Annotated in this window: 18 protein-coding genes; 6 read left to right on the top strand and 12 right to left on the bottom strand. The window is 59.1% G+C overall.

Translation table 11 applies throughout. The annotated features are described in order from the left end of the window. Positions 1-251 precede the first annotated feature (251 nt). From ACP7B0_RS15695 to ACP7B0_RS15720, 6 genes are read right to left on the bottom strand one after another with little or no spacing between them, the layout of a single operon-like run. Positions 252-1,955, bottom strand: a complete 1,704-nt coding sequence (locus ACP7B0_RS15695) for an AMP-binding protein (RefSeq protein WP_426142319.1) — start codon at positions 1,953-1,955, stop codon at positions 252-254. Beyond that, the gene (locus tag ACP7B0_RS15700) at positions 1,943-2,503 is read right to left on the bottom strand and encodes a hypothetical protein (protein WP_426142320.1); all 561 of its coding nucleotides are present in this window, start codon (positions 2,501-2,503) and stop codon (positions 1,943-1,945) included. The genes ACP7B0_RS15695 and ACP7B0_RS15700 overlap by 13 nt, the downstream gene beginning before the upstream one ends. Next, complete coding sequence (locus tag ACP7B0_RS15705; protein WP_426142321.1) at positions 2,500-2,754, bottom strand: acyl carrier protein; 255 nt, start codon at positions 2,752-2,754, stop codon at positions 2,500-2,502. Before ACP7B0_RS15705 ends, ACP7B0_RS15700 begins: the two co-directional genes overlap by 4 nt. A gap of 9 nt (positions 2,755-2,763) precedes the next feature. Continuing rightward, the gene (locus ACP7B0_RS15710) at positions 2,764-3,024 is read right to left on the bottom strand and encodes a phosphopantetheine-binding protein (RefSeq protein ID WP_426142322.1); all 261 of its coding nucleotides are present in this window, start codon (positions 3,022-3,024) and stop codon (positions 2,764-2,766) included. Then, on the bottom strand, positions 2,999-3,811 hold the full coding sequence (locus tag ACP7B0_RS15715; RefSeq protein WP_426142323.1) for a lysophospholipid acyltransferase family protein: 813 nt from the start codon (positions 3,809-3,811) through the stop codon (positions 2,999-3,001). The genes ACP7B0_RS15710 and ACP7B0_RS15715 overlap by 26 nt, the downstream gene beginning before the upstream one ends. After that, positions 3,787-4,506, bottom strand: a complete 720-nt coding sequence (locus tag ACP7B0_RS15720; RefSeq protein ID WP_426142324.1) for a beta-ketoacyl synthase chain length factor — start codon at positions 4,504-4,506, stop codon at positions 3,787-3,789. Before ACP7B0_RS15720 ends, ACP7B0_RS15715 begins: the two co-directional genes overlap by 25 nt. Positions 4,507-4,771: 265 nt before the next feature. Here ACP7B0_RS15720 and ACP7B0_RS15725 point away from each other — a divergent pair, with 265 nt between their 5' ends. Next, positions 4,772-5,545, top strand: a complete 774-nt coding sequence (locus ACP7B0_RS15725; protein ID WP_426142325.1) for a ParA family protein — start codon at positions 4,772-4,774, stop codon at positions 5,543-5,545. 31 nt (positions 5,546-5,576) lie between these two features. On the opposite strand, the gene ACP7B0_RS15730 is transcribed toward ACP7B0_RS15725, so the two are convergent. Both ACP7B0_RS15730 and trxC read right to left on the bottom strand, forming a co-directional pair. Continuing rightward, a complete protein-coding gene (locus ACP7B0_RS15730; protein WP_426142326.1) occupies positions 5,577-5,981 on the bottom strand; it encodes a PAAR domain-containing protein in 405 nt (134 codons plus the stop codon). A 146-nt stretch (positions 5,982-6,127) separates the two neighbouring features. Next, complete coding sequence (gene trxC / locus ACP7B0_RS15735; RefSeq protein WP_426142327.1) at positions 6,128-6,562, bottom strand: thioredoxin TrxC; 435 nt, start codon at positions 6,560-6,562, stop codon at positions 6,128-6,130. A 363-nt stretch (positions 6,563-6,925) separates the two neighbouring features. Here trxC and ACP7B0_RS15740 point away from each other — a divergent pair, with 363 nt between their 5' ends. The 3 genes from ACP7B0_RS15740 to ACP7B0_RS15750 all read left to right on the top strand — a co-directional run bounded on the left by ACP7B0_RS15740 (position 6,926) and on the right by ACP7B0_RS15750 (position 9,284). Then, positions 6,926-7,369: a hypothetical protein gene (locus ACP7B0_RS15740; protein WP_426142328.1), complete on the top strand. Its 444-nt coding sequence runs from the start codon at positions 6,926-6,928 to the stop codon at positions 7,367-7,369. 98 nt (positions 7,370-7,467) lie between these two features. Beyond that, positions 7,468-8,328, top strand: a complete 861-nt coding sequence (locus ACP7B0_RS15745) for a hypothetical protein (protein ID WP_426142329.1) — start codon at positions 7,468-7,470, stop codon at positions 8,326-8,328. Positions 8,329-8,381: 53 nt separating this feature from the next. Then, complete coding sequence (locus tag ACP7B0_RS15750) at positions 8,382-9,284, top strand: hypothetical protein (RefSeq protein ID WP_426142330.1); 903 nt, start codon at positions 8,382-8,384, stop codon at positions 9,282-9,284. Here ACP7B0_RS15750 and selO read toward each other — a convergent pair. From selO to ACP7B0_RS15765, 3 genes are all read right to left on the bottom strand, one after another. Next, positions 9,223-10,686, bottom strand: coding sequence for a protein adenylyltransferase SelO (gene selO, locus ACP7B0_RS15755; protein WP_426142331.1), 1,464 nt, complete (start codon positions 10,684-10,686; stop codon positions 9,223-9,225). The genes ACP7B0_RS15750 and selO overlap by 62 nt on opposite strands. A gap of 65 nt (positions 10,687-10,751) precedes the next feature. Next, positions 10,752-14,156 (bottom strand): mechanosensitive channel MscK, encoded by a 3,405-nt coding sequence (gene mscK, locus ACP7B0_RS15760; RefSeq protein ID WP_426142332.1) that lies wholly within the window; start codon positions 14,154-14,156, stop codon positions 10,752-10,754. A gap of 35 nt (positions 14,157-14,191) precedes the next feature. Continuing rightward, positions 14,192-15,934, bottom strand: coding sequence for a potassium/proton antiporter (locus tag ACP7B0_RS15765; RefSeq protein WP_426142333.1), 1,743 nt, complete (start codon positions 15,932-15,934; stop codon positions 14,192-14,194). A 205-nt stretch (positions 15,935-16,139) separates the two neighbouring features. Between ACP7B0_RS15765 and ACP7B0_RS15770 the strand changes: the two genes are divergently transcribed. Together ACP7B0_RS15770 and ACP7B0_RS15775 are read left to right on the top strand one after the other, a co-directional pair. Beyond that, on the top strand, positions 16,140-18,776 hold the full coding sequence (locus ACP7B0_RS15770; RefSeq protein ID WP_426142334.1) for a dermonecrotic toxin domain-containing protein: 2,637 nt from the start codon (positions 16,140-16,142) through the stop codon (positions 18,774-18,776). A gap of 80 nt (positions 18,777-18,856) precedes the next feature. Beyond that, a complete protein-coding gene (locus tag ACP7B0_RS15775; RefSeq protein WP_426142335.1) occupies positions 18,857-21,442 on the top strand; it encodes a dermonecrotic toxin domain-containing protein in 2,586 nt (861 codons plus the stop codon). 12 nt (positions 21,443-21,454) lie between these two features. Here ACP7B0_RS15775 and ACP7B0_RS15780 read toward each other — a convergent pair whose 3' ends face one another. Beyond that, positions 21,455-23,257: an acyl-CoA dehydrogenase gene (locus ACP7B0_RS15780; protein ID WP_426142336.1), complete on the bottom strand. Its 1,803-nt coding sequence runs from the start codon at positions 23,255-23,257 to the stop codon at positions 21,455-21,457. Between the last annotated feature and the right edge of the window lie 369 nt (positions 23,258-23,626).

Genomic DNA, 23,626 nt, shown 5'->3' on the forward strand with positions numbered 1-23,626 from the left:
ATGGAGAGCCCGTTGGAGCGAGGCTTGCCCGCGAATGCAGTGCTCTTGATCCGGAAACACTTGTGAATGCACCGGCCCCTTCGCGGGCAAGCCTCGCTCCAACGGGTTTGGGTGATGAGCTGTTATGGGCTCGAACGCCTGAGTCTGTAGGAGCGAGGCTTGCCCGCGAAGACACTGTTTCTGCTTCAAAAAATGCTGTGGATGTACGGGCCCCTTCGCGGGCAAGCTCGCTCCCACAGGTTTTGTTGCGCTTAAACATCCGCCACCTCCAGCACTATCCGTCCGCTGGAGCACGCCGCTTCACCGCTGCGATAGGCGAAGTACAGCTTTCCCCGTTCGCTGTCGAAACGCAGGGTCAGGCTGAGGGTGTCACCGGGGCGGACCAGTTGCTGGAACTTGAGCACTTCCATGCCCGCGAACCTGGGCGGCAGATCCAGCAGGCGCTGGCCCAACGCGATGGCCCATTCCACCTGTACCACGCCGGGCAACACCGGCGCGGACGGGAAGTGACCACTGAAATAGGCAAGGTCAGGCGGCACGTTCAGATCCAGATGCAACACGCCGTCGATCATCTGTTGTGTGAGAACGTCCGGCTGCCGCACGCGCGGAGCCAGAAGCATCGTCTGAACGTCGGCCTGGGGCAGTTTGCCCTGCGGGTTGAGGGGTAACTGAAGCAGAAACCGCCAGCGGCGGGGCAGGGCGATGGCTTCGCAATTGGGGCTCAGGTGCTGACGCAGGGTTTGAGTCAGGCTGCGTCGGCCCTGATTGCGCAATGCATTCAAACCCGCCGCCGTGAGCACGACCAAAGCGCCCAGCGAAGCGCGATTGCCCTGAATGACGCCAAATCGTGCCTCGCTCACCCAAGGGTGAGTGGCCAGAGACTGCTCCAGAAGCGGCAGGGAAATGCGTTTTTCTTCAAGTTTGACGATGCGGTCCAGCCTGCCCAGCAACTGGAAACGATCCCCTTCGCTTATGCGCACGGCATCGGCGGTGTGCTCGATATGGCCCGGTGGCATGTAAGTCGAGCTGATGAGCAATGCGCCGTCCGTATCCTGGTCCAGTCGGACGCCATCGAACGCCTGCCAAAGGTCATCGCCCTGCCGCCAGGCAATGCCGCCGGTTTCCGAACTGCCCAGAATCTCGGTCGGCCATTGCCCGAGCCGTTGGTGCAGGCTCACGGCGGCCTCGGCGGGCAGCGCGCCGCCTGAGGAAAATACCCGACGCACCGCACTCAGGGCGGTCCAGTCCAGGTTGTCGCCCATACGCTTGAGCAGCGCGGGGCTGGCGATCCAGGCAAACGCCGGATGTTCGCGGCTGGCGCGCTGCAAATCTTCCGAGAACGGCAGTTGTTTACGCACAAAGCTACGACCAGCGCTCAACGGCCACAACACCCGAAACAACAGGCCGTAGATGTGCTGGCTCGCCACGCTGCCGATGATGCAGGCCTGGCCCAGTTCAGCGCCCCACAGGTGTTCCAGCGCATGGATTTCGTTGGCCAGTTGGCGCAGACGTTTTTCGATCAGCTTGGGTTCGCCGCTGGAGCCGGAAGTGCACAGGCTCAAACGGCATTCGTCCAGATCAAGCTCGGCGGGCGGCAGCGGCTCGGCCTGTAGATCACCGAAGCGCAAGTCGCCGGGTTGATCGGTCAGCCAGGCATCAACGTGGCTTGCCCAACGTTCACGGGTTTGCGTGTGCAGGTCAGCGGGCAATAGCACGCTCACGCCTGCGCGCCAGGCACCGAACAGCGCGATAGCCAGCTCACCGGCGTCTTCCAGGTGCACCGCCATGCGCTCGATGCCTCGGGCTCGAAGTGCCGCCGCGAGACTCAAGGCCCGGGTGCAGAATTGCGCGTGATCAAGGTCGGGCGACCGGGTCAGCTCCCGTTGCGCATCGGGGTGGAACAGCAGGTGCTCAGGCTTGATCCAGTTGGGTAACATCGGGTTCACGTATTCCATTTGAGTGCGCCGCTTCTGACGTGCCGGCGGACTGCCCATTCGCCTGCAAACAGCAAGCCCATCAATGCGTAGGAAATCAGCCCGGTGTACAGCGTCCACCATGACAACGGCGCCCACAGGGTCAGCGCCGCCGCCATCAGGCCGTTGCCCAGGAAAAACCAGCACCAGACCTGGGTGACCTGGCGGGTGTAGCGAATCGCGACCTCAGGCAAATCCTGTTCACGCATTCGCGCCAGACGCTCGACGACCGGCGGGCCATAGACCAGGCTTGAGCCAAACAGACCCAGCATTGAGGCGCTGATCAGGACCGGATACCAGCGCAGCAACTGCGGGCTGTCGAACAGGGCCAGCAACAGGCAGAAACCGAGGGCAATCAGGGGCGTGATCAGGCCGCCGGGGCGGTTGAGTGTCGTCAGCGCACGGCCCAGCCACAGGCAGCCCAGTAACGCGGCGAACTGCCACGGCGCGAAGTGTTCGGTGCCGTAATACACCGCAAAGGGATACACCACGCCTGCCAGCAGGAGGCCAACGCCGATCAGCCGCTTCATGCGGCGGCGTTGACCAGACGGTAAACCGCCTCAACCACGTCGTCGACGGTTCGCACGGATTTGAACTCTTCGGCGGCAATCTTCTTGCCGGTCTTGCGCTTGATGTGATCAATCAGGTCCACGGCATCGATGCTGTCGATTTCCAGATCCTGATAGAGACTGGCCTGCAGGCTGACGCGCTTCGGCTCAAGTTCGAACAGCTCAACCAGCGCCTCGCGCAGGATGACGAAAATGTCTTCACGAGTTTGCATGTTTATCCCTCAGGCCACGTGTCTGGCGCTGACGAACGCCGCAAGGCTGTCCACGCTGGTGAAATGATTGCGGGTGTCCTTGGCGTCGGCATCTATCTTGATGCCGTAGCGCTTCTGTATAGCCAGACCCAGCTCCAGGGCGTCGACAGAATCCAGTCCAAGGCCTTCGCCGAACAGGATCTGATCGTTGCCGATGTCCTGGGTGCTGATGTCCTCAAGACCCAGTGCGTCGATGATCAGTTGCTTAATGTCCCGGTGTAGATCGCTCATCTGCGGCGAGCTCCTTCATGAAATAGTGATGCAGGTAATCGTTAAGCTTGCGCGAGGCGACAGGCGCCGGCCCAAGCGCAGCAAAGGCTTGTGGGTCTATATCGGGTCCGACGCGCAGGCTGAAATGCACGCGACGCTGGGGGATTCGGTACCAGGGCTCGGCCTTGGTCAAGGTGGTCGGGTTGACCTGGATGACCACCGGGGTGATCACGCGGGCCCCACGCAGGGCGATGGACGCTGCGCCGCGATGAAACTCGGGTGCTTGCCCCGGCTGGGTGCGGGTGCCTTCCGGAAAGATGATCAGCGTCTGGCCAGCGCGCAGGACGTCGGCGGCGTTGTCCAGCATGTCGACATTGCCGTCGTTGCTGATGTATTCGGTGGCGCACACCGGGCCACAGGTAAACGGGTTTTTCCAGAGGCTGCGTTTGACCACGCAGTTGGTGTCGCGAACCAGGCCGATCAGAAACACCACGTCGATCAGCGACGGGTGATTGGCAATGATCATCTGGCCTGGACGCCCCAGCCCTTGCGCGCCCTGAACGTCATACGTCAGGACGCCGAGCCGGGCCATGATGCGAATGAACAGCCAGAACAGCCAGCTGATGGTGCGTCTGGCCCGACGCCTGTGGGTCTGCGCATCACCCGGCAGCCAGCTCAGGAAGGGGAAAACCACCAAACGCAGGCACAGCCCGCCCACCCCGAACAGAGCAAAGGACATTGCCGTGGCCAGTAGACGCCAGTAATAGGCGTCGCGGCCTTTATTCAGCGGCTGCGTTGCCAATTCCATAACCGGTTTTTCCAGGGATGTTGGCAGGCTGCCTGAGCGGTATTAAGGGCGCACAGCAGATTCAGGGCGTGAGGCCATCGGGTGGCGGGAAGCTCGGCGTGATTGGCACTCAATGACAGCTGCCATTCGTCACCCTGGGTCAGCAACAGGCCCACCGCGTAGGGGAACGGCACGTCGTCGATCCAGTCTGCATAGGCTTGTGGCGGTTGCTCCTCGGTCACCACCAGCAATACGGCCGGCGCGCCCTCGGCCAGCAGCGCGGCGGCTTCGAACACGCCGTGCTCCAGGCCATCGCCCGTGGCGGCCAGTGCTGTCATTTCGCTGGTTTCGCCGCGCATGATCGACCAGAGACCAATCACCGAGTTGTGCACCGACAAGCTGAATTGGGTGGGGGACAGCGGCTGTTGAGTGGCCACATCACAGAGGATTTCGAACGTGCGAGGTGTTTCGCCGTGACGGGAAACGAAAACCAGCGGCAAGCGCTCATGACCTTCAGCCAGCGGCCAGCCCACCGCAAATGCCATGCGAGCCATACGTCCCAGCCGCCTGCGCTGCATGGCGGGCAGGAACGACACGTCCGGAGCCTCATCGCTGCCGTGTAATAGCGTCGGTTGCCGGCTCCACTGCTGCCACTGGTTGACGTCCGCCAGGCCAGGGGCCCAGGCGCGCCATTGCGCGATGTTGAACGTGATCAATGATTCTCTTCCCGCCCCTGCGGGCTACTTCTTGCTGCGGTACTACCAGGGATATTGCCGACTGCGTGCGGCACCCGCCGAATGGCTGGCATTATCCGGGGTGATGGTGGTCAGTAGCAATTTGTAAAGTAAGAAATATCCATATGAACTGCGGCTTTTGTCGTATTCACGTGTCTGAAGTGGCGAAGTACTCGCTCTGGTCACATGCATTGCATAGACTCGTCCCATTCATCGGTTTGTCTCATATCTATAAGGAGGTCCGTCCATGCGTCGGGTGGTATTCAATCAGAAGGGCGGCGTTGGCAAGTCCAGCATTGCTTGCAATCTGGCAGCGGTCAGCGCACATCAGGGTTATCGGACGCTTCTGGTCGATCTTGATGCCCAGGCGAACTCTACCCAATACCTGACCGGCCTCACGGGCGACGACATCCCCATGGGGATCGCTGACTTCTTCAAGCAGACCCTTTCTTCCGGGCCTTTCGCCAAAAAAAATCAGGTCGACATCTACGAGACGCCCTTCGATAACCTGCATGTGGTGACAGCCACCGCCGAATTGGCTGATCTGCAGCCCAAGCTGGAAGCCAAGCACAAGATCAACAAGCTCCGGAAGCTGCTCGATGAACTGGATGGGGATTACGAACGGATTTACCTGGATACGCCGCCCGCGCTGAATTTCTATGCGGTTTCAGCGCTTATTGCGGCTGATCGCGTGCTGATCCCGTTTGACTGCGACAGTTTTTCCCGTCAGGCCCTGTACGGCCTGATCAAGGAAGTCGAAGAGTTGAAAGAAGATCACAACGAAAAGCTGATGGTGGAAGGGATCATCGTCAATCAGTTCCAGCCCAGAGCGAGTCTGCCCCAGCAGATTCTGGATGAAATGATCGCCGAAGGCCTGCCGGTTTTGCCGGTCTACCTGAACTCATCGGTAAAAATGCGTGAGTCCCATCAGGCCAGCATGCCGCTTATCTACCTCGACCCGCGGCATAAGCTGACCCAGCAGTTTGTGGAGCTGCACACGCTGCTTGAGACGAATGCCTGACGCCATCGCGAGCATTTGCATGCCACTGAGTTCACAGCGTATCCGGAATCGGCGCAAACAAATGGCAGCGCATCGTTCCGTCCTTGATTGAGCGGTTTATCCGGTCGGCTTGGGATTTGGCTTGCTCGGCGAGGTCGGCAGGGATCGCGATGGCCGCGTCCATGTCTGCCTGGATGACTTGCTGGGAGGCGATGAGCGTGTTGGTCCCGGGTTTGCACCCGCAGTGGACCAGGTGCCCATGAGTGGCGACGGCGATGAGTTCGTCGATGTAGGTGGGATTGCCCTCGGCGATATACCCGACGCTTGCGCACGCTGAGCACCAGACCGGATCACCCATGCGGGCAAACCGGCGCAGCTCCATCAATTCCGTGGCGGACGCGCTCAGGACAAAACCGCCGTTGGTGGTTGGATCGCCTTCCCTGACTATGTATGGCATGGCGTTTACTTCTCTCGTCGCTGGCTGGAATGCAAATGCTAGGTCGAAAAAAGCGTGTCAGGGGTGTCAGAAATGCTTTTCGGACACGTCCTACGACAAGTTCGGCAAACTGTCACAACGGATTGGCAAATATCCTTCGTGCAGGTTCAAATTCCTTGGCTTTTTAGCCAGGCAAGCAACTGCTGCAAGGGGAAGGCACCGCTTTGCCGGGCCACTTCCTGGCCATTCCTGAACAGGATCAGGCTGGGAATCGAACGAATGCCCAGTTGCGCCGAAAGCTGTGGGTTGGCTTCGCTGTCCAGCTTGGCCAGACGGCAGCGCCCGGACAACTGAGCCGCCGCCTGTTCAAAGACGGGCGCGAACGATTTGCACGGCCCACACCACTCAGCCCACACGTCCACCAGTAACGGCAGATCGCCCTTGATCTGACTGGCGTAATCGCCCTGCGTCAGGTTGAACGGCTTGCTCAGCAACACCGGCTGCTTGCAGCGCCCGCACTTGGGCTGGTCGCCCAGGCGCTCGGCAGGGATGCGGTTCAGCCCGTTGCAGTGGGGGCAAGGGATCATCATTGGCTCGGACATGACGGCTCCAGAGGAATCGGGTTCAGGTGCTGCGAGTGTACCGCCCTGTCGACGGTATTTGATGCGCGAACAGCGCGTGTCAGGCAGATAAAGCTTTGGTAGAACGATTCGCTGTTCCGGTGATGGTGTTATTTAGTACATGGTTATTGCTTTAAATAAGTCGTTTTTTCTGCAGGTTAACTAATTCTTGTAGGCGTCTTCTTACGCTTAAAAGGCCACTGTCTGAAATTCAGTTGTTTTTATCATGCGTCGCCCGGTAAATACGGGGGTGGTGTAAAAAACTATCCGTTCGGATAGTTGTCAGCGCTTATTGGTTTGGGTACCGTTTTTTCATTGTTTTACATATTTGAAAGGTGTCCAGAGATGAATGACAAAAAACTGTTGAAGGTGGCCATCGCCACTGCGCTGTTGACGGGGGCAGGCATTGCACAGGCGGGGCCAGAAGTTACGATTACCTTTAAAAATACTGGAAATATGGAGGCCGTTTACGATGTGGTTGGCAGCAGCGCTTTCAGTTATGCCGAAGCTAATCCAAAACCTGATCCTGGCGTTAAATCTGGGGAGTTGGATGTATATCGGGTAAAAGGGTCCCAGTCCCCGGACGTTACGTCTGTCGTATTTCAGTACACGATGGGGCCGAAAATCTGCAAGTTTAAAACCAGCTATCTCAACCTTCCAGGTCGAAGTGGAAAAGCCCCGAAGTGGAATAAAAGCGCGCAGGCCAGTGGGGGTGCCCGGTGTGATGTAAACATCACTTCCGCGAATATGGCGACTCACGATTGGGCGGTTGAGTTCACGATGAGGTGATCCCGCAAATGAACTCACTGGATAGCCGTTTACTGCTAATTGCAACTTCAGTCATCGGCTATTCAGGCTTCCATGTTTCAACTATAGGGGTCTAATCCATGATTAATCGTATTTCTGGCAGCTTACCGGCACCCACGGTTGCCCCGGTGAAACTGAAGGGTGTTCCCACCGCACCCGTCCCGCAGCAAGCCCCTTCAAGCAGCCCGACATTATCGACACTCTCTCGTCAGCTCGCTGACAGCGCCCTGCGTGCGGATGCCCGGGACAGTACTCTGGACCGACCACAACTGCGCGTCGAAGCAGACCGACTCTTGAGTCAAATCTTTGGTCATCACTATCAGGTTAACAAGGAACTGCATAACAGTGAGGTGCCTGATACAAACGATCCTGAGTTATTGGAGCGGGCCAGGCAAGCAACGCTTTATATCATCCGCACGGACAAGCGTGATCACCGACTGGAAAATCCTTTTGCGGGACTGTCCCGTGAACAGCTGAACCTGATTGCCTATGACGAAAAGGGTCCCTACACGATCAATGAAAGACGGGCAGCCTATTATGGGGTGAGTGATATGGAGACCCGTTGGAATCGCACGCTATGGGGGCCGGCAGAGTTGGAGTCGGCGGCCAATGACGGAAGAACGCCCGGATTTTATACGGCAGTGCTCAATCATTACAAAACGCTGCCAACCATTGAGCAATCCCGATACCCGGAAGACTATGAACAACGAACGCTGGCAATAATAAAAGAGGAGAGCAACCCTGACTCCACCCAGAAAAAGAAGTTTCGAATCCTGACTCTTTTCGAGATTCTCGCCAAGATCAAGCACTTCAAGGAAAAGCCCGGAGGTCTGTCCGGTGTCACGGCAAACCCGGCGGATCAACCCAAGGAAAGCCCGGTTAAAACTTCTGCTGTTAATGTTTCAGCCAGCACTACGTCCGCGACGAAAGACGCCTCATAACACTAAAAAACACGGTTGTCGGTCTTTCTCTTTTTAATTAAAAGGCATTGCCAATGCTTACGATCATCCCGAATACCCAAGTGCCTGTCGTTTCAAAATCCACGAAATCCTCGCAAGGAACTTTATTAGTGGGGCCGCCCGGCAATCTGGCGGGCACGGTGGGATTACATTCAGATAAGGCGAGCATGTCTTCCTTATCCCGCCAATTGGGCGAGAGTGCCGTTCGTGCAGAAACCCGGGCTAAAACCCTCAGTCGCAGTGAGCTGGGGGCCGAGGCAAAGCGAGTGCTGGTTACGCTGGTGGATAACTACGAGGCGAACCAGACTATTCATAACCGCGAAGTCCCCAAGACCGACGATCCCGGTCTGTTGAATCGCGCCAGGCATGCCACGCAGTTTCTGACGCAGAGCTTATCCGGCAATCAAGGGGGTAAAAGCCCTTTTTCCGGTTTGTCTCGGGAGCAACTTGTATTGATCGCCTATGACGACAAAGGGCCGTATACGGTGAATGAGCGGAGAGTGGCGTGGGGGGATGTGCAGAAGATCGAGTCCGATTGGCGGTTCAAGGCTATCGCTCAGGGAAGCCTGGAGACCAGTGTCACCGACCCACGCGCCAGGTTTCTGACTGAGGCTCTGGCGCATTACAGAGGCTTGCCTGCAATCGAGCAGGCCCAATACGATGAGGGCTACGAAGCCCGATTACAGCACAACATCGAACAGGACGGTGGCCCGCCTAGGCAGGACGACCACCTTCCGAATCTGTTTGAAGTCCTCGCCGGTTATCAGCGGCCTCCCAGGAAGGCTCAAACGCCTGTGCCCAAGGCCCAGACGGCAACGCCCGATGCGCTCGAAAAACCCAAGGCAAATCCTCCCGTGGCGACGCAAACACCAGCCCTCAAGACGAGCAGCTTATCTCCAGATGCTTGCCCCACTCCGGCGGCCGTTGCGCGTAGCTAGCCATGCCGGTTTGTTCGGTGAACGGGTTGCATAGCACGTTGTGCAGACGGCGGACTTCGTCATAATTGCCGTCTTCGGCGGCATCGATGGCGTTTTGCGCCAGGTAATTGCGCAGGATGTACAGCGGGTTGACGGCGTGCATGCGGGTCTGGCGTTGTTGTTCGGTGCTGGTTTCTTCCCGGGCGCTGCGGGCGATCAATTGCTCACCCCATGCGTCGAAGCTTTTGATGTCGACGAAGTCGTCGCGCAGTGATGCCAACGCCACGGCGGCAGGATCGTCACCCAGGCGGCGGAAGAACAGGGTGTAATCCACGCCGCTGTTCTGCATGAGCGTGAGCAGGGTACCGATCAGTTTTTCGTCACCGTCTTCGGCGCGGGTCAGGCCCAGGCGTCGGCGCATCAGATCCAGGTAGTGCGCCTGATACAGCGGCAGGAACAACCCCAGTGTCTCGCGCAAGGCTTCAACGTTGATGAAGGGTGTCAGCGCCTGGGCCAGGGCGCTCAGGTTCCACTGTGCAATGGGTACCTGATTGCTGAAGGAGTAGCGGCCTTCGTGATCGGAGTGGTTGCAGATAAAGTTCTGGTCGAAATCATCCAGAAACGCGAACGGTCCGAAGTCGAAGGTTATGCCCAGAATCGACATGTTGTCGGTGTTCATCACGCCGTGGCAGAAACCGTAGGCTTGCCATTTGGCGATCAGCTCGGCGTTGCGTTCGACGATTTCCCGAAACATCGCCAGATAGGGTTCGGCGTGTTCAAGGCATTGGGGAAAGTGCATCGACAGCACGTGCTCACCCAGGCGCTTCAGCTGTTCCGGCTGCTGGGTGTAATAGAAATATTCGAAGCTGCCGAAGCGAATATGGCTGGGCGCCAGGCGCAGGACCATCGCGGCGCGTTCCTGTTTCTCCCGCCAGACCGGCGTGCTGGAGCCCATCACGCAGACGGCGCGGCTGCTGGGAATGCCCAGGGCGTGAAGTGCTTCGCTGGCGAGAAACTCGCGGATCGAGGAACGCAGAACGGCCCGGCCATCGCCCATGCGCGAATAAGGCGTCTGGCCTGCGCCTTTGAGGTGCAGGTCCCAATGCTCCCCGGCCTCGTTGTAAACCTCGCCCAAGAGCAACCCGCGACCATCACCCAGGCGCGGATTGTACGAACCGAACTGGTGCCCCGAATACACCATTGCCCTGGGATCAGCGTCGGCCCATAGCTTTTGGCCGCTGAAGATTTCGGCGAAGACGGGCGATTGAGCGTCTGCCGGGGCCAGGTCCAGCAGCGCCAATGCCGCATCGCTAGACACCACCAGACGCGGATCGGCGATGGGTTCGGGTAGCACCGAAGTGGAGAACGCATCGCCAAGGCGGGCGAAGCGGTTATCGAAGGTCAGTTCGTCGAGGGCTTTCAAGGGCCATCTCCAGCAGAATGTCCGACCATTCTGCTGGGATTAGACGCGCGGCGTCCACCCGTCCGTCAGTCCAGGCGCAGTTCCGGTGGCTCAGGTGCGTCTTTGGACGCTGGTTTTATCGAGGTGGTGACGACCGGCATGGTTTGAGGTGCCGATGTCGGTGCGGGTGCCTCATCGGACGGTGGCCGTTCGTTCCCGGCGCGCATCAGCTTGTATTCCTGGCCGTCGATGTTTTTCAGGTGGACTTCCAGCTGCCGGAACGAAATGTTGATGTGCTGCTTCTTGAACTCGCTGTTGATGAAGCGGTTGATCTCGTCCAGCACCGGGTTGCGGTCGCCCAGGTCGCGCACGTGCACACGCAGCTCGTGGTCCAGGGTGCTTTCGCCAAAGTTCAGGAAGTAGACGAGGGGTGCCGGGTCCTTGAGCACTCGTGGGTTGTCCTGCGCGGCCTTGAGCAGCAGTTGACGCACCAGTTCCAGGTCTGAGCCGTAATCGACCCCGAGCTTCAGGGTCACGCGGGTCACGGTGTCGGTCAGCGACCAGTTGATCAACTGGCCGGTGATGAACGTCTTGTTCGGAACAATGATGTCCTTGCGATCAAAATCGGTAATGGTTGTGGCACGAATGCGAATCTTGCTGACCGTGCCCGACAGGTTGCCGATGGTGATGGTGTCGCCGATACGCACCGGGCGTTCGAACAGGATCATGATGCCGGAGATGAAGTTGGCGAAAATTTCCTGCATGCCGAACCCCAGGCCCACCGACAGCGCCGCGACCAACCATTGCAGCTTGTCCCAGCTCACGCCCAGTGCTGACAGGGTCGAGACAAAGCCGATGCCGGCGATGGCGTAGGACAATAGCGTTGTGGTGGCGTAAGCACTGCCCTGCGCCAGATTCAGGCGCGACAGGACCAACACCTCCAGCAGGCCGGGCAAGTTGATCGCCAGCACAAACGTGATGCCGATGATCACCAGCGCGCCAATCATGTCACCCAGACTGATGGGCACCATGCTCATGGTAGCGCCGGTGCCGCTGGTGTATTCGTACAGGGTGATGTTGTCCAGGTACGAAAACACGGTGATCAGGTCGTGCCACACCCAGTACAGCGCGCAGACGAAGCCAGCCAGCAGCGCCAGACGAACCAGGCGCAGCGATTGCTGGTTGACCTGCTCGATGTCCAGCGTCGGCTCTTCAACCGCTATCTCGTTATCACCGCTTTCCTTGGCGGCCTGGCGCTTGGCCAGTGCCCGTTGATACGCCAGACGCCGCGCCGCGACGCTGAGGCCGCGCACGAACGCCGCCTCGATTACCAGCCAGAACATCAGCAGGTAGAGGGTATCAATCAGGCGATCGCTGAGTTTCAGGGCGGTGTAGTAATAGCCGAAGCATACGCCCACGAAGAGGGCGACGGGCAGGGCGGTGAACGCCAGGCCCATGGCTTTGCGAAACAGTGAGGCATTGTGGTGGGTCGGGCTGACCAGCAACAGACGACTGAGAAGTAAGGCCATCAGTGCATAGCACGTCAGGACCACACCGATGCCCAGCACATCGTCGGCCAGCGACGCCGGTTGATGCTCGGCGACGGCCACCACGGCCACCAATGCCAGAACCACCAGGCCCAGGCGCCGGATCCAGCGTTGCAGGAACTCGACTTGCGCCTTCTCCCAGCGAAAATGCAGCTGCGCAACGCCGCCCGGCGCCAGGATCCGGTAAGCGGTGTAGAACACCTGCCACGCCAAAGCGATTTGCAGCAACGCCGCGCCCAGATTGGCGTTCTGTCCCCGTGCATCGATCTGCAATGCATAACCGCATAACGCCAACGCGAGGGTCAGCGGCATGGCCAGCAAAATATTGAGCAGGATGGCCAGCGGCGTTTTCCACTGGCTGTCGCGTTTGAAATGGCCAATGTCAGCGTGCAGCCGGGTGAGCTTGGCGTAGAGCGCCTTGCGTCTCCACATCAGCACGCCGATCAACAGCAGCAGTGGCAGAAACAGTAATGGGCGCTGGGTCAGGCCATCACTCAGTTCGCTGACGCTTGAAGCCCACGGCAAGGTCGCCACTTGCTTTTGCAGGCGCGGCCAGATGCCTTGAAACCATTCCAGATCCAGCGGTTTGTTGCTGGGAATCCAGAACATTTGCTCGTCCAGCGTCTCGCGCAGGCTCAAGGCTGTGCTGACCAGTTGCTTCTGACTGAGCTGGAGGGTGATGGATTCGTTGAGCAACGAACTCAGTTCGCGGTTCAGGCGTTCCAGCAGGTCGCTGCGAGTCACCGCCATGTCCAGCAGGGTTTTGCGCAGTTGCGGGGTGATCTCTTCAGGCGGTTGGGTAGCGAGCAGCTTTTCGACGTAGGCCGCCGGGGTGCTCATCTGTTCGCGCTGTTGATTGACCTCGAACTGGTACAGGCGAATGTCGGCAATTTCGTCGGCCAGACCTTTGTCCAGTTCCAGGTGGGGCAACGCCTGTTTTTGCTTATAGAGGATCTTGGACAGCAACAAGCTGCCGCGTAGCACGTTGATCTGTTCGTCCAGCGCCTGATCGCTCTGGGTCAGGTTATCCAGTTGTTGCTTGGTCTTGAGGTTCTGCTGAGTCAGCTCATTGAGGCGGTCGGTGCCACGCAGCAAATAGTCGGAGAGCTTGAGGTTGGCGGCACTTTCGGTGGCCAGCAAGCTGCTGCTGCCCGCTTTCTCCGCTGCCAGGGACTGCTGGGCGACGGTCTGCTGTGACTGGGCGCGTCGCTTGTCGTTGATCAGGGTTTGCAGTTCCTGAATTTCCTGCTCCTGACGTGCGACCTTTTCGGTCAGCAGGTCATTTTGGCTGCTGCCCAGATCCTGCAATTGGCTGTTGCCCATCAGTTCCTGGCGACGCAATACCGCCAGGGCGTTGATAGCACCCAGTTCGGCATTGAGCAGATTGCGCTGGTCAGTGCTGATGGTCTTGCCGTTTTCCTTGCCGGTTTTCAGGATCGTGTTGATCTGCTGCACACGGACCTGATTGGTGCTGATTTCAGCCTGGGCACGCTCGGGTCGGGTCTGGGCGGTGATGACCATGCTGCTGGCGTCATTCAGGGCTTTTTGCAGATCGCTCAGTTGAGTGCTGCGCTCGCTCAACATTTGCTCGAGCTGGGGCACGTCCAGATTGTTGTAGCGCTGGACGACAGGAACGACTTTGCTGGCTTTGAGGCGTGCCAGTTCCCGCTGGTTTTCAGTGGTCTGCCTGGGGGCTTGCGTCAGTTGCTGCTTGAGCGAGGTGAGCTTTTGCTCATCATCGCGCTGGTTGTCCAGGAACGTCAGGGTCTGTTCAAGCACTTGCTGCAAGGCTTTCTGATCGGCGTCCGGGAGTTTGCGGTCGGCGATCTTGTCCAGACTTTGCTGCACGGCTTCGCGGGTGGGCGGATCGGCAGCCAGAACCGGGAATGAGGTAAGGCACAGGCCGAGCAGGATGGCGGCAAAAAAAGTACGCAAGGGCAACATAGACACCGGTCGAGCTGATCGAATAGAAAGGCAGTTTAGAGGAACAACCCGGGGCCCGGGCGGCTTCCTTCGGGGAATCTGACGCCGACCTTGAGGATCTTGTTCCCGTCCATCACTGCAACTGTCCAAATAGTTCCATTCCATTCAATCTGATCACCCACCACAGGCTCGCCGCGATTTTTCTGCACGATGAACTGGCTAAGCGGCATATTCGCGTCCAGACCCTCCAGTTTCAGGCCGTACAAGGCCGCCACCGCACCCAGTTGGGCGTCCCCTTCGAGGACAAAATCGCCAAAGAAACGCAGGTCCAGACCCCGTTGAGGTGCCTGGCTGAACAGTTTTCCCAGGGCCGACAGATTATGTTCATGGCCGATCACGCAGAGCAGGTCGCCCACTTCCAGCGTCGTGCTGCCAGACGGATGGAGCAATTGCTGGCCACGAAACAACGCAGCGATACGCGTGCCCTCAGGCATTTTCAGTTCACGCAGGGCCGCGCCGATGCACCATTTTTCCGAGCCGAGCCGATAAACGAACAGTTCCCACTCACTGGTGGGATGAACTTCCAGCGGTGAGCGCGAAATCGGTGCGGGTTCCGGCGGCACGGTGACTTTGAGCAGCTTGGCCATCCACGGCAGGCTGGTGCCTTGCAGCAACAGCGAGACCAGCACGATGAAGAACGCCAGATTGAAATACAGCTGCGCGTTGGGCAATTTGGCCATCAACGGGAATACCGCGAGGATGATCGGCACCGCGCCGCGTAACCCGACCCAGGCGATAAACGCTTTTTCACGCCCGTGAAACGCCTTGAAAGGCAGCAAGCCGACCATGACCGACAAGGGTCGCGCCACGAAAATCATCCACAGCGCCAGGCCCAGCGCCGGGACGGCAATCGGCAGCAAGTCGTGCGGCGTGACCAGCAAACCCAGCACCAGGAACATGCCGATCTGCGCGAGCCAGGCCATGCCGTCGAGCATGTGCAGAATGCCGTGGCGGCTGCGGATCGGCCGGTTACCCATCACCAGACCGCACAGGTAAACGGCCAAAAAGCCGCTGCCGTGAATGGTGTTGGTCAAGGCAAACACTGCCAGCCCACCGGCAATGACCAGAATCGGGTACAGACCGTTTGCCAGATTGATCCGGTTGACCATTTGCAGCATCAGCCAGCCACCACCCAGGCCAATGATGCCGCCAATGCCGAACTCGCGAATCAGGTGGCCCAACAGGCTCCATTCCAGGCCGGTCTGACCGCTGGCGAGCATGCCGATCAGGGTCACGGTGAGAAACACCGCCATCGGGTCATTGCTGCCGGATTCGATCTCCAGGCTGGCGGTGACCCGTTCGTTCAGGCCCTTGCCGCCCAACAGCGAAAACACGGCGGCGGCGTCTGTCGAGCCGACGATGGCACCGATCAGCAGGCCCTGGATCATGTTCAGGTTGAACAGCCAGGCGGCCATCATCCCGGTCAGCCCCGTGGTGATCAGCACGCCCACCGTTGCCAGCGACAAGGCAGGCCATAGCGCTACCCGGAAACTCGACACTCGGGTTCGCAGCCCGCCGTCCAGGAGGATCACCGCCAGCGCGAGGTTGCCCACCAGGTACGCCGTGGCGTAGTTGTCGAAGATGATGCCGCCGCCATCGACGCCCGCCAGCATGCCCACCGCCAGGATGATCACCAGAATCGGGATGCCAAGGCGTGATGACAACGAGCTGACCAGGATGCTTGCCCCTACCAGCAACGCGCCGATCAGGAACAGGCTGTTGATGGTCGCAGCATCCAAGGGCGGTACTCCAGACAAAAAACGACGATAAAAAAGATAAGGACGCGAAATGACCATGCAGTCCGCGTGCCAAGGATTCTAACCTGTTGAATTGGCTGGCTGTCAAAAAAGGTTACAACATCCCGGAACACTAAATAAATAGCCGCTCACATCCGACAGTTTTTGATCACGTGCATGACTTCTCTTGAAGCAAGGAAAGAACGTCATGCCCTTGATTGGCACCCCAGCTCCGCCGGCACCTGCCGAGAAATCAACGCTCGGCGATGAGCTGCGTCTGAAGAAAATCGCTCGCCGGTACATAGAGGATTACCCGGATGTCCACGGCACGGCCTATGCCGTCGCACTGCAAATCCTGAAGAAGCACACGACGCGTCGTCTTGACCCGAACACCGTCCATTGGCATCGGTTCAGCGATGCCGTCAGCAGCAGCCGAACGTTTACCGGCTGGGAACACTCCGGGACGCCCACAGAGTCCATGACCCTTGTCGAACTGGTCATGCATCGTTTCAGCGCCGTGGATCAGGAGGCGTCCGATGAGTTGCAGGTCTATGGCGGCTTCTATACCGACGGCCCGCAGCATGGGATTTATGATGAGCGCAACGAAGTGGCCATGCTGCCTCAGGTGGTTCTGCAGGACTTCTGGGCCGTGGACTTCGGCGCGGCTTACCAACGCAGGGTTGACCGGTTCTGGGCCACCCACGGCGAACACTGTCGCACCCTGACCAAGGCGTATTTCCTGGCGGCAGCCGGGCAGGCTCAGCGCGCCGGCACGTTGCTCGACGCCGATTATCAAAGCGTCATCCATGCCGTGGCGGTATCGCTGCCCTCGGTGATGACCTTGAGCCTGTTGCAGGCAAGGGATGCGTCGCAACCGGGCATCAGCCTGCGCAGTTTTGATATCGGTGAATACGTGGCCCACGACATCGTCCGGATTGTCGACGGCAGTGGTGCGCAGATCCTCTATGTGCCCGGCACAGCGCCGGCTTTTCTGCGATTTTCCAGCGACGGGCAGTTACGCGCCTGGGTTCTGGAGCGTTGTGCAACCGAGGTGTCGCGCACCGCTTTTACGTTGCACTTTTTTCCTTCGCAAGCGGCCAAGGATCAGGAGGGTGGCGCATTCGACCGTTGGATCGGTCAGTTGCAACGCAATGAGTGGTCTGATCAAAAAGTGCTCAATCGACTCGACAGGGCTATCAAGGGCGATGTGTTCGAGCACTTGCGTGATCTGGCCCGGCAGAACATGCATGCGCAGGCCCGCTTGCTGACCTCTAACGCCAGCCTGCGCAAGCAGATGTGGATCGGCTATCTGAACGCCTTCATACGGGTGCTGGGGGCCTCCGCGCCGCTGGGCTGGCCGGTCGCGCTCACGCTGGTGGGGGCGGGGCTGGCCAATGTCGGTTTGAATATCGATCAAGCCGTTAATGGCAATACGCCGGGGCTACGCAAGGCCGGCGTGCTCGGCGCTGTTTTCAACTCGGTTTTCGTGGCGTTCAACCTGCCGATGCTGGCGGCAGCTGACGGCGTGGTTTCAGTCGAGGATTGGGTGCCTGTGGCTGATGACGACGCATCCCTGGCGGACTTGCACGGCAATCTCATTCTTGAGGATGCCGCGCCGAAAACAGGGGTCGGACGCTTGCGGGGTGTTGTGGCGCTTTCCAATGGCGAAACCTGGATTGAAATACGCGGCCTGCCTTATCGGGTGCTTTTCAGCGAGGAGCTGCACACCTGGACCGTTGTCGACCCTCTGAAGCCTTTTGCCTTTCAGGGCGCACGACCCGTGAGGCTCAATGCCCTTGACGAATGGGAACTGCTGGAACCGCCGAAGCTCAAGGGCGGTGCGCCGATGCAGGATGCAGCGGGTCCCTCGTCCGCCGAAAGTGTGCCCGGCAAGCCTTATGTGACGACGAAGTCTTCGTTCTGGGACCTGTACATGAAATTTGACCTGGCCGAAGAGGAACGCCTGTCCGTGGTGGCGCGTGAGCGGCAAAAAGCATGTGTGGATGAAACCGTTCGGGAGTGCGACTCTGACTCGGATACCGATTCCGATACAGCCAGCAATCCGGACGAATACATCACCACCAACTCTGAAGGGGAAAGGGTGCTGATCGATGCCTGGGGAGACGAACACCGCCTGTTCAAGACCGGTACCGAATACATCGGCGGTCGCGTTGCCGACTACACCCAGTACGACGAGATGTTCAACACGTTCCTGCGCACAGGTGAGTCGCAGTCGGCAAGACAGTTGCAACTGATCGAAGAGCTGGCCGAGGATATCGACAGCATCGGCTGCAACAACGATGTGGACCTGTATCGCGGCGGCAGCGGTCATCGCGGCACTTCGGGCGTGGTATTCAGGACCGGCAAGATCAAGCCGGGGGACATTCTGGTCAACACGGATTTCACCTCATTCAGTGAAAATCCTTACTTGGCGCGGGTGTTTTCCAGCAGTCAGGCCGGGGTGCAGTCCCACTTGTTTGAAGGCGACATACTGGCAGGCGCGCAGATTACCTTTGACGACACTTCGGTGGTTTTCGAACTGCCGAAGAAGTCCTACCACTCTGCCACCCCGATAGCGCCGTTTTCCGGGGATTGGGAAGAAGCCGAGTCAGTGTTCAAGCCTGGGGCGTATTTCCAGATCTACAGCGTTGAGGAAGTCGTGGGCGAGCATTACGCATTCATCAAGGTGCAGATGAAACAAACCCACCTTCAAATGCAACGCGCTGCCCAGTCCCAGGGGCGGATCTTCGACTTGCGTACCGGCGAGCCTTTCAACCGGGAGCAGTACGCCGCCCGGCTCGGCCCTCAAGGTAAGGCCGTGCTGGAGCTGTTTTTTCCTCAATGATTCGCAGCTCCAGACATAGTTAACGCAACGAACGATTAAATCCTGCTCACGTACATGACTTTTTCAAGCAAGGAAAAGTCATGTCCACTTCCATCCACAACCGCTCCGGCTATCCCTATCAGCCCGATGAATTCACGCTCAAACAAAAGGCGCTTCGTCTGGTGGAAGACTATCCGGACGTCTACGGCATGGCCTATGCCGAAGCCCGCACCATCTTGCACAAGCACACCGGCAAGTTCATGGACCCTTCCAAGGTGTATTGGCACCGTTTTGACGGCGCCAGAAGCAGCGCCAGGACGTTCACCGGGTGGGATCATTTCGGCACGCCCATTGAATCCCTTACCCTCGTCGAGCTGGTCATGCATCGCTTCAGCGCCAGGGATCAGGAAGCCACGGACGAGCTGCACATGTACGGCGGTTTCTACACCGACGGCCCCGAGCACGGCACGTATGACGAGCGCAACGAGGTGCCGGTACTGCCGGGGGACGTGCTGGAGGATTTCTGGGCGTTGAATTTCAGCGCACATTTCAAAGCCAGCAGCCTGCTGTTCTGGAATGACCACGGAGATACCGTCGCCACTCTGGCCCGAGCGAAGTTTCTGTCGGCCGCCGTCCTGCAACGTGGCAAAGGCAAGTTGTCCCGTCAGGATTTCAAGCTTCTGACTGAGGCCGTCATTGGCGACGTGCCGGCGGTGATGACGCTGGAAAAACTGCGCGCCAACCACATGCCTCGGCCCGGCATTGCGGTGCGAACCTTTGATGTCGGTGGGCACGTCAGCGCGGAATGTATCCGAGTGGTGCGCGCCGATGGCCGACAGATCCTTTATATCCCGGGCGAAGAAACGGCATTTTACCCATTCAGCTCCGATGATGAGCTCTATCAATGGGTACGAACCCGTCTGGTCAATGAACAATCAACCCTGCGTTTTGTGAAACTGTTCCTGCGGTCTGAGTCGGCCAGGCAGCAGCATGGCCAGGAGTTTCAACGAGTTTTACAGCGCTTGCGCACGTTGCCGCTGGACCCGCAACGGCCCGTCGTCAATCAGCGTAACATTGCCATTGCCGATGATGCGTTCGTCTACCTACGGGATATCGCCAGGCGCGAGATGGACGATGACGCGGTCGCACTGCTGACTTCCAACGGCGACCTGCGCAAACAAATGTGGATGGCTTATCTTGATGCCTTCATCCATGTGTTCGGCCCTGCGGCACCGTTGGCGTGGCCCGTTGCGCTAACCCTCATAGGCGCAGGCTTTGCCAGTCTGCAACTGAACGTCGATCAGGCAATCCATGGGCGAACGGCCCGGCAGCGCAAGTCCGGAATGATTGGCGCCATCGGCAACTCGATTTTCATCCTCTTCAACCTGCCGATGCTGGCCGGTCTCGCCAGGGCGGGCGAGCTGGCGCGGGCGGGAGAGGCGCTGGACGTCGAGACCTCGCAAGCCGCCCCCCAAACCCCAAGCCATGAATCCATTGAGATGGTTGAGCTGCACGGGGAGCCGCACGCCCTTACAGAGGCCGAGCTGTTGATGCGGGGGATCGAACAACTGGATAACGGCGATACCTGGATCACCCTCAACGAAATGCCGTATCCCGTGCGTTATAACGCAGGGTTGCAGACCTGGGAGGTTGTCGACGCCACTGAATTCGCATCCCGGAACGCTCGTGCGGTGCGCTTGAACGCTTCAAACGACTGGGAATGGTCCGCGCCCCGGATCGCGCAGCCTGAAGAGCGTGCGAGTGCTGCCGGGATCGCAGACAACCAGATGCCCGCCCTGACGCATTACAGAACTGTCCGCTCGCCCTTCTGGGACACCTATATGCAATTCAACTTGCAAGACGAGGAGCGTCTGTCAGCGCAGGGTCTGGCGCGCCAAGAGGCGGCGCTCAGCATCCGCGAGGTCGAAGCGGGTGCTGAAATCGGCACGGACAGTGACGGGAACGAGGGCTATATCGACTCATGGGGCGATGTGAACCCTGTTTACAGGGCTTCGAACGGGCGCTATGTCAGCAGCAGTATCCCGATCTATACCGCCAGAAGTGAAGCGTTCAATCAATTCCTGCGGACGGGCGTCGCAGAGGCACCTCAACAAGCCCGGTTGATCTGGCAACTGGACAACGACCTGCTTGCCATCGGACGCAACAACGATGTGACGCTGTATCGCGGTGGCAGCAGTGCTCGCGGCACCTCGGGGCTGGCCTATCGCAGTGGAAAAATCCACAGCGGTGACGTGCTGGTCAATACTGATATCACCTCATTCAGCGAAAATCCCTACCTGGCTCGGGTATTCGCCAGCAGCCAGGCCGGCCGGCAATCTGCAGGCTTCGTGGGCGAAATCACCTTTGACGACAGCGCAGTCGTCTTTGAACTGCCCGCAGGTAAATACCTGGGTGCGGCACCTATCGCGCCGTTTTCCGGTGATGAACAGGAAGTCGAGTCACTGTTCATGCCCGGCCATTATTTCGAGATCGAAAGCATCCGGCAGGTCCACGGTATCCATTACAAGTTCATGCATGTGCGCCTGATGGAAGTTACGCGCCCCAGACCCGAGCAGGTGATCTATGACCTGCGCACGGGGGAGCGGTTCAGCCGCAGCCAGTACGCCGGTATGCTCGGCCAGGAAGGGGCCGAGCTGGTTGACCGGTTTTTCCCCCTTGAAGACTGATCAAACAGGCGACTAGAACCATCGGTCCTGCATGGCCAGGCACGTGTCATCCCGAGCTTCCAGAATGGCCAGCTCGTGATGGCAGGCCGGTACTTCCCAGGTCAGGAAATACCGGGCGGCCTGCAGTTTGCCCTGATAGAAATCCGCATCGGTAACGTTGCCTGTCGCCAGACCTTGCTCGGCGCGAATGGCTTGTTCCAGCCAACGCCAGCCAATCACGGCATGACCGAAGGCTTTCAAGTACAGCGCCGAGTTGGCCAGCGTGGACGTGACCTTGCCTTGGGCCAGATCAGTCAGTAAACCCAGCGTCACTGTTTGCAGGCGCGCCACCAGTTGCTCCAGAGGGGCGCGCAGTGCATCGAGGTTTTCGTGAGTCTTGGCCCGTTCCGCGGTACCAGCAATCAGCCGGATCAGTTGCTTCAACCCCGATCCGCCGTTTTGCGCCAGCTTGCGGCCCAGCAAGTCCAGCGACTGGATGCCGTGGGTGCCTTCATGGATCGGGTTCAAGCGGTTGTCGCGGTAATACTGCTCCACCGGATAGTCGCGGGTGTAACCATGCCCGCCGAGGATCTGAATCGCCAACTCATTGGCCTTCAGGCAGAACTCCGAAGGCCATGACTTGACGATAGGGGTCAGCAGATCGAGCAGTTCCTGGGCGTGTTGGCGCACCTCGGCGGTTTCGCCGGTGGTGGTGTCGTCGAACAGGCGCGCGGCGTACAACCCTAGATCAAACGCGCCTTCCACGTAGGCTTTCTGAGTCAGCAGCATGCGCCGGACGTCGGCGTGCTCAATGATCGCCACCTGCGCGCTGTCCGGGCTTTTGTTGTCGGGCAAACGGCCTTGCGGGCGCTGACGGGCATAGTCCAGCGAATACAGATAACCCGCGTAACCCAGCATCACGGCGCCCATGCCGACGCCGATACGCGCCTCGTTCATCATCTGGAACATGCAGCTCAAGCCTTGATGCGCCTTGCCCACCAGATAGCCGACACACGCGCCGTTATCACCGAAGTTGAGCGCCGTGGATGTCGTGCCGCGCCAGCCCATCTTGTGAAACAGCCCGGCCAGCAGCACATCGTTGCGCGGCCCGAGGCTGCCATCGTCGTTGACCAGGAATTTGGGAACGATGAACAGCGAAATCCCCTTTACCCCGGCGGGCGCGTCCGGGAGCTTGGCCAGCACCATGTGTACGATGTTTTCCGAGAGCGGGTGATCGCCGCCGGAGATAAAAATCTTGCTGCCACGCAGGCGATAGGTTCCGTCTTCGGCAGGCTCGGCGCGGGTGCGGATGTCAGACAGCGACGACCCGGCATGGGGTTCGGTCAGCGCCATGGTGCCGAAAAAGCGACCTTCGATCATGGGTTGCAGGAAGCGGTGCTTCTGTTCATCGCTGCCAAAGCTTTCGATGAGATTGGCCGCGCCCATGGTCAGGAAAGGGTAAGCGGTGGTGCCTGCGTTGGCCGCCTGGAAATGCGCAAAACAGGCCTGGGAAAGCAGCGTCGGCAGTTGCATGCCGCCGTCTTCAAAGCTGCGATTGGCATTCAGGAAACCCGCTTCGAGAAACGCGTCAACCGCCGGTTTCACCTCCGGGATCAGCACCGCCTCGCCGTTTTCATAACGCGGCTCGTGTTCGTCGGCCTTGCGGTTGTGTGGCGCGAAATACTTCTCGGCAATGGCCCGGGCGGTGCCAATGGCCGCATCGAACGTCTCGCGATTGTGCTCGGCGAAACGCTCACGTTGCGTCAGGGCTTCGGCATCCAGCACCTCATACAGCTCGAAAGCCAGATTGCGGGAACTGAGCAGCGTCTCGGACATGGTGGCAGACCTTTGATTGGAATGATCCGAGTCTAGATCCGCGCAACCACAGCGAACAGGAAGATTGATTTGAGTGATGGTGGGGAAGAACTCTGATGCGGATATCCGGCCTTTCAAATCGCTTGGCCATCGTCACCGGATTTCCAGTCCCCATTTGTAGGTCACGAGCAACGCGAGGCCGCGATAGCTTTATGAGGCCCATCGTATCGACCGACGCACCGCATCTCCTGTAGGAGCTACCGGGGTGGCGATAGCGGTTTGCCTGACAACCGCTTCGCGGGCGTCGTAACCTCCGTGCGCTCCTGCAGTAGATTCCTTGCGGTAATCGCGAATCACCGAGTGACCAAGGTAGGAGCTCACGAGCCACGC

The organism is Pseudomonas sp. DWP3-1-2, from assembly GCF_049896285.1.
In the GTDB taxonomy this organism is placed as follows: domain Bacteria; phylum Pseudomonadota; class Gammaproteobacteria; order Pseudomonadales; family Pseudomonadaceae; genus Aquipseudomonas.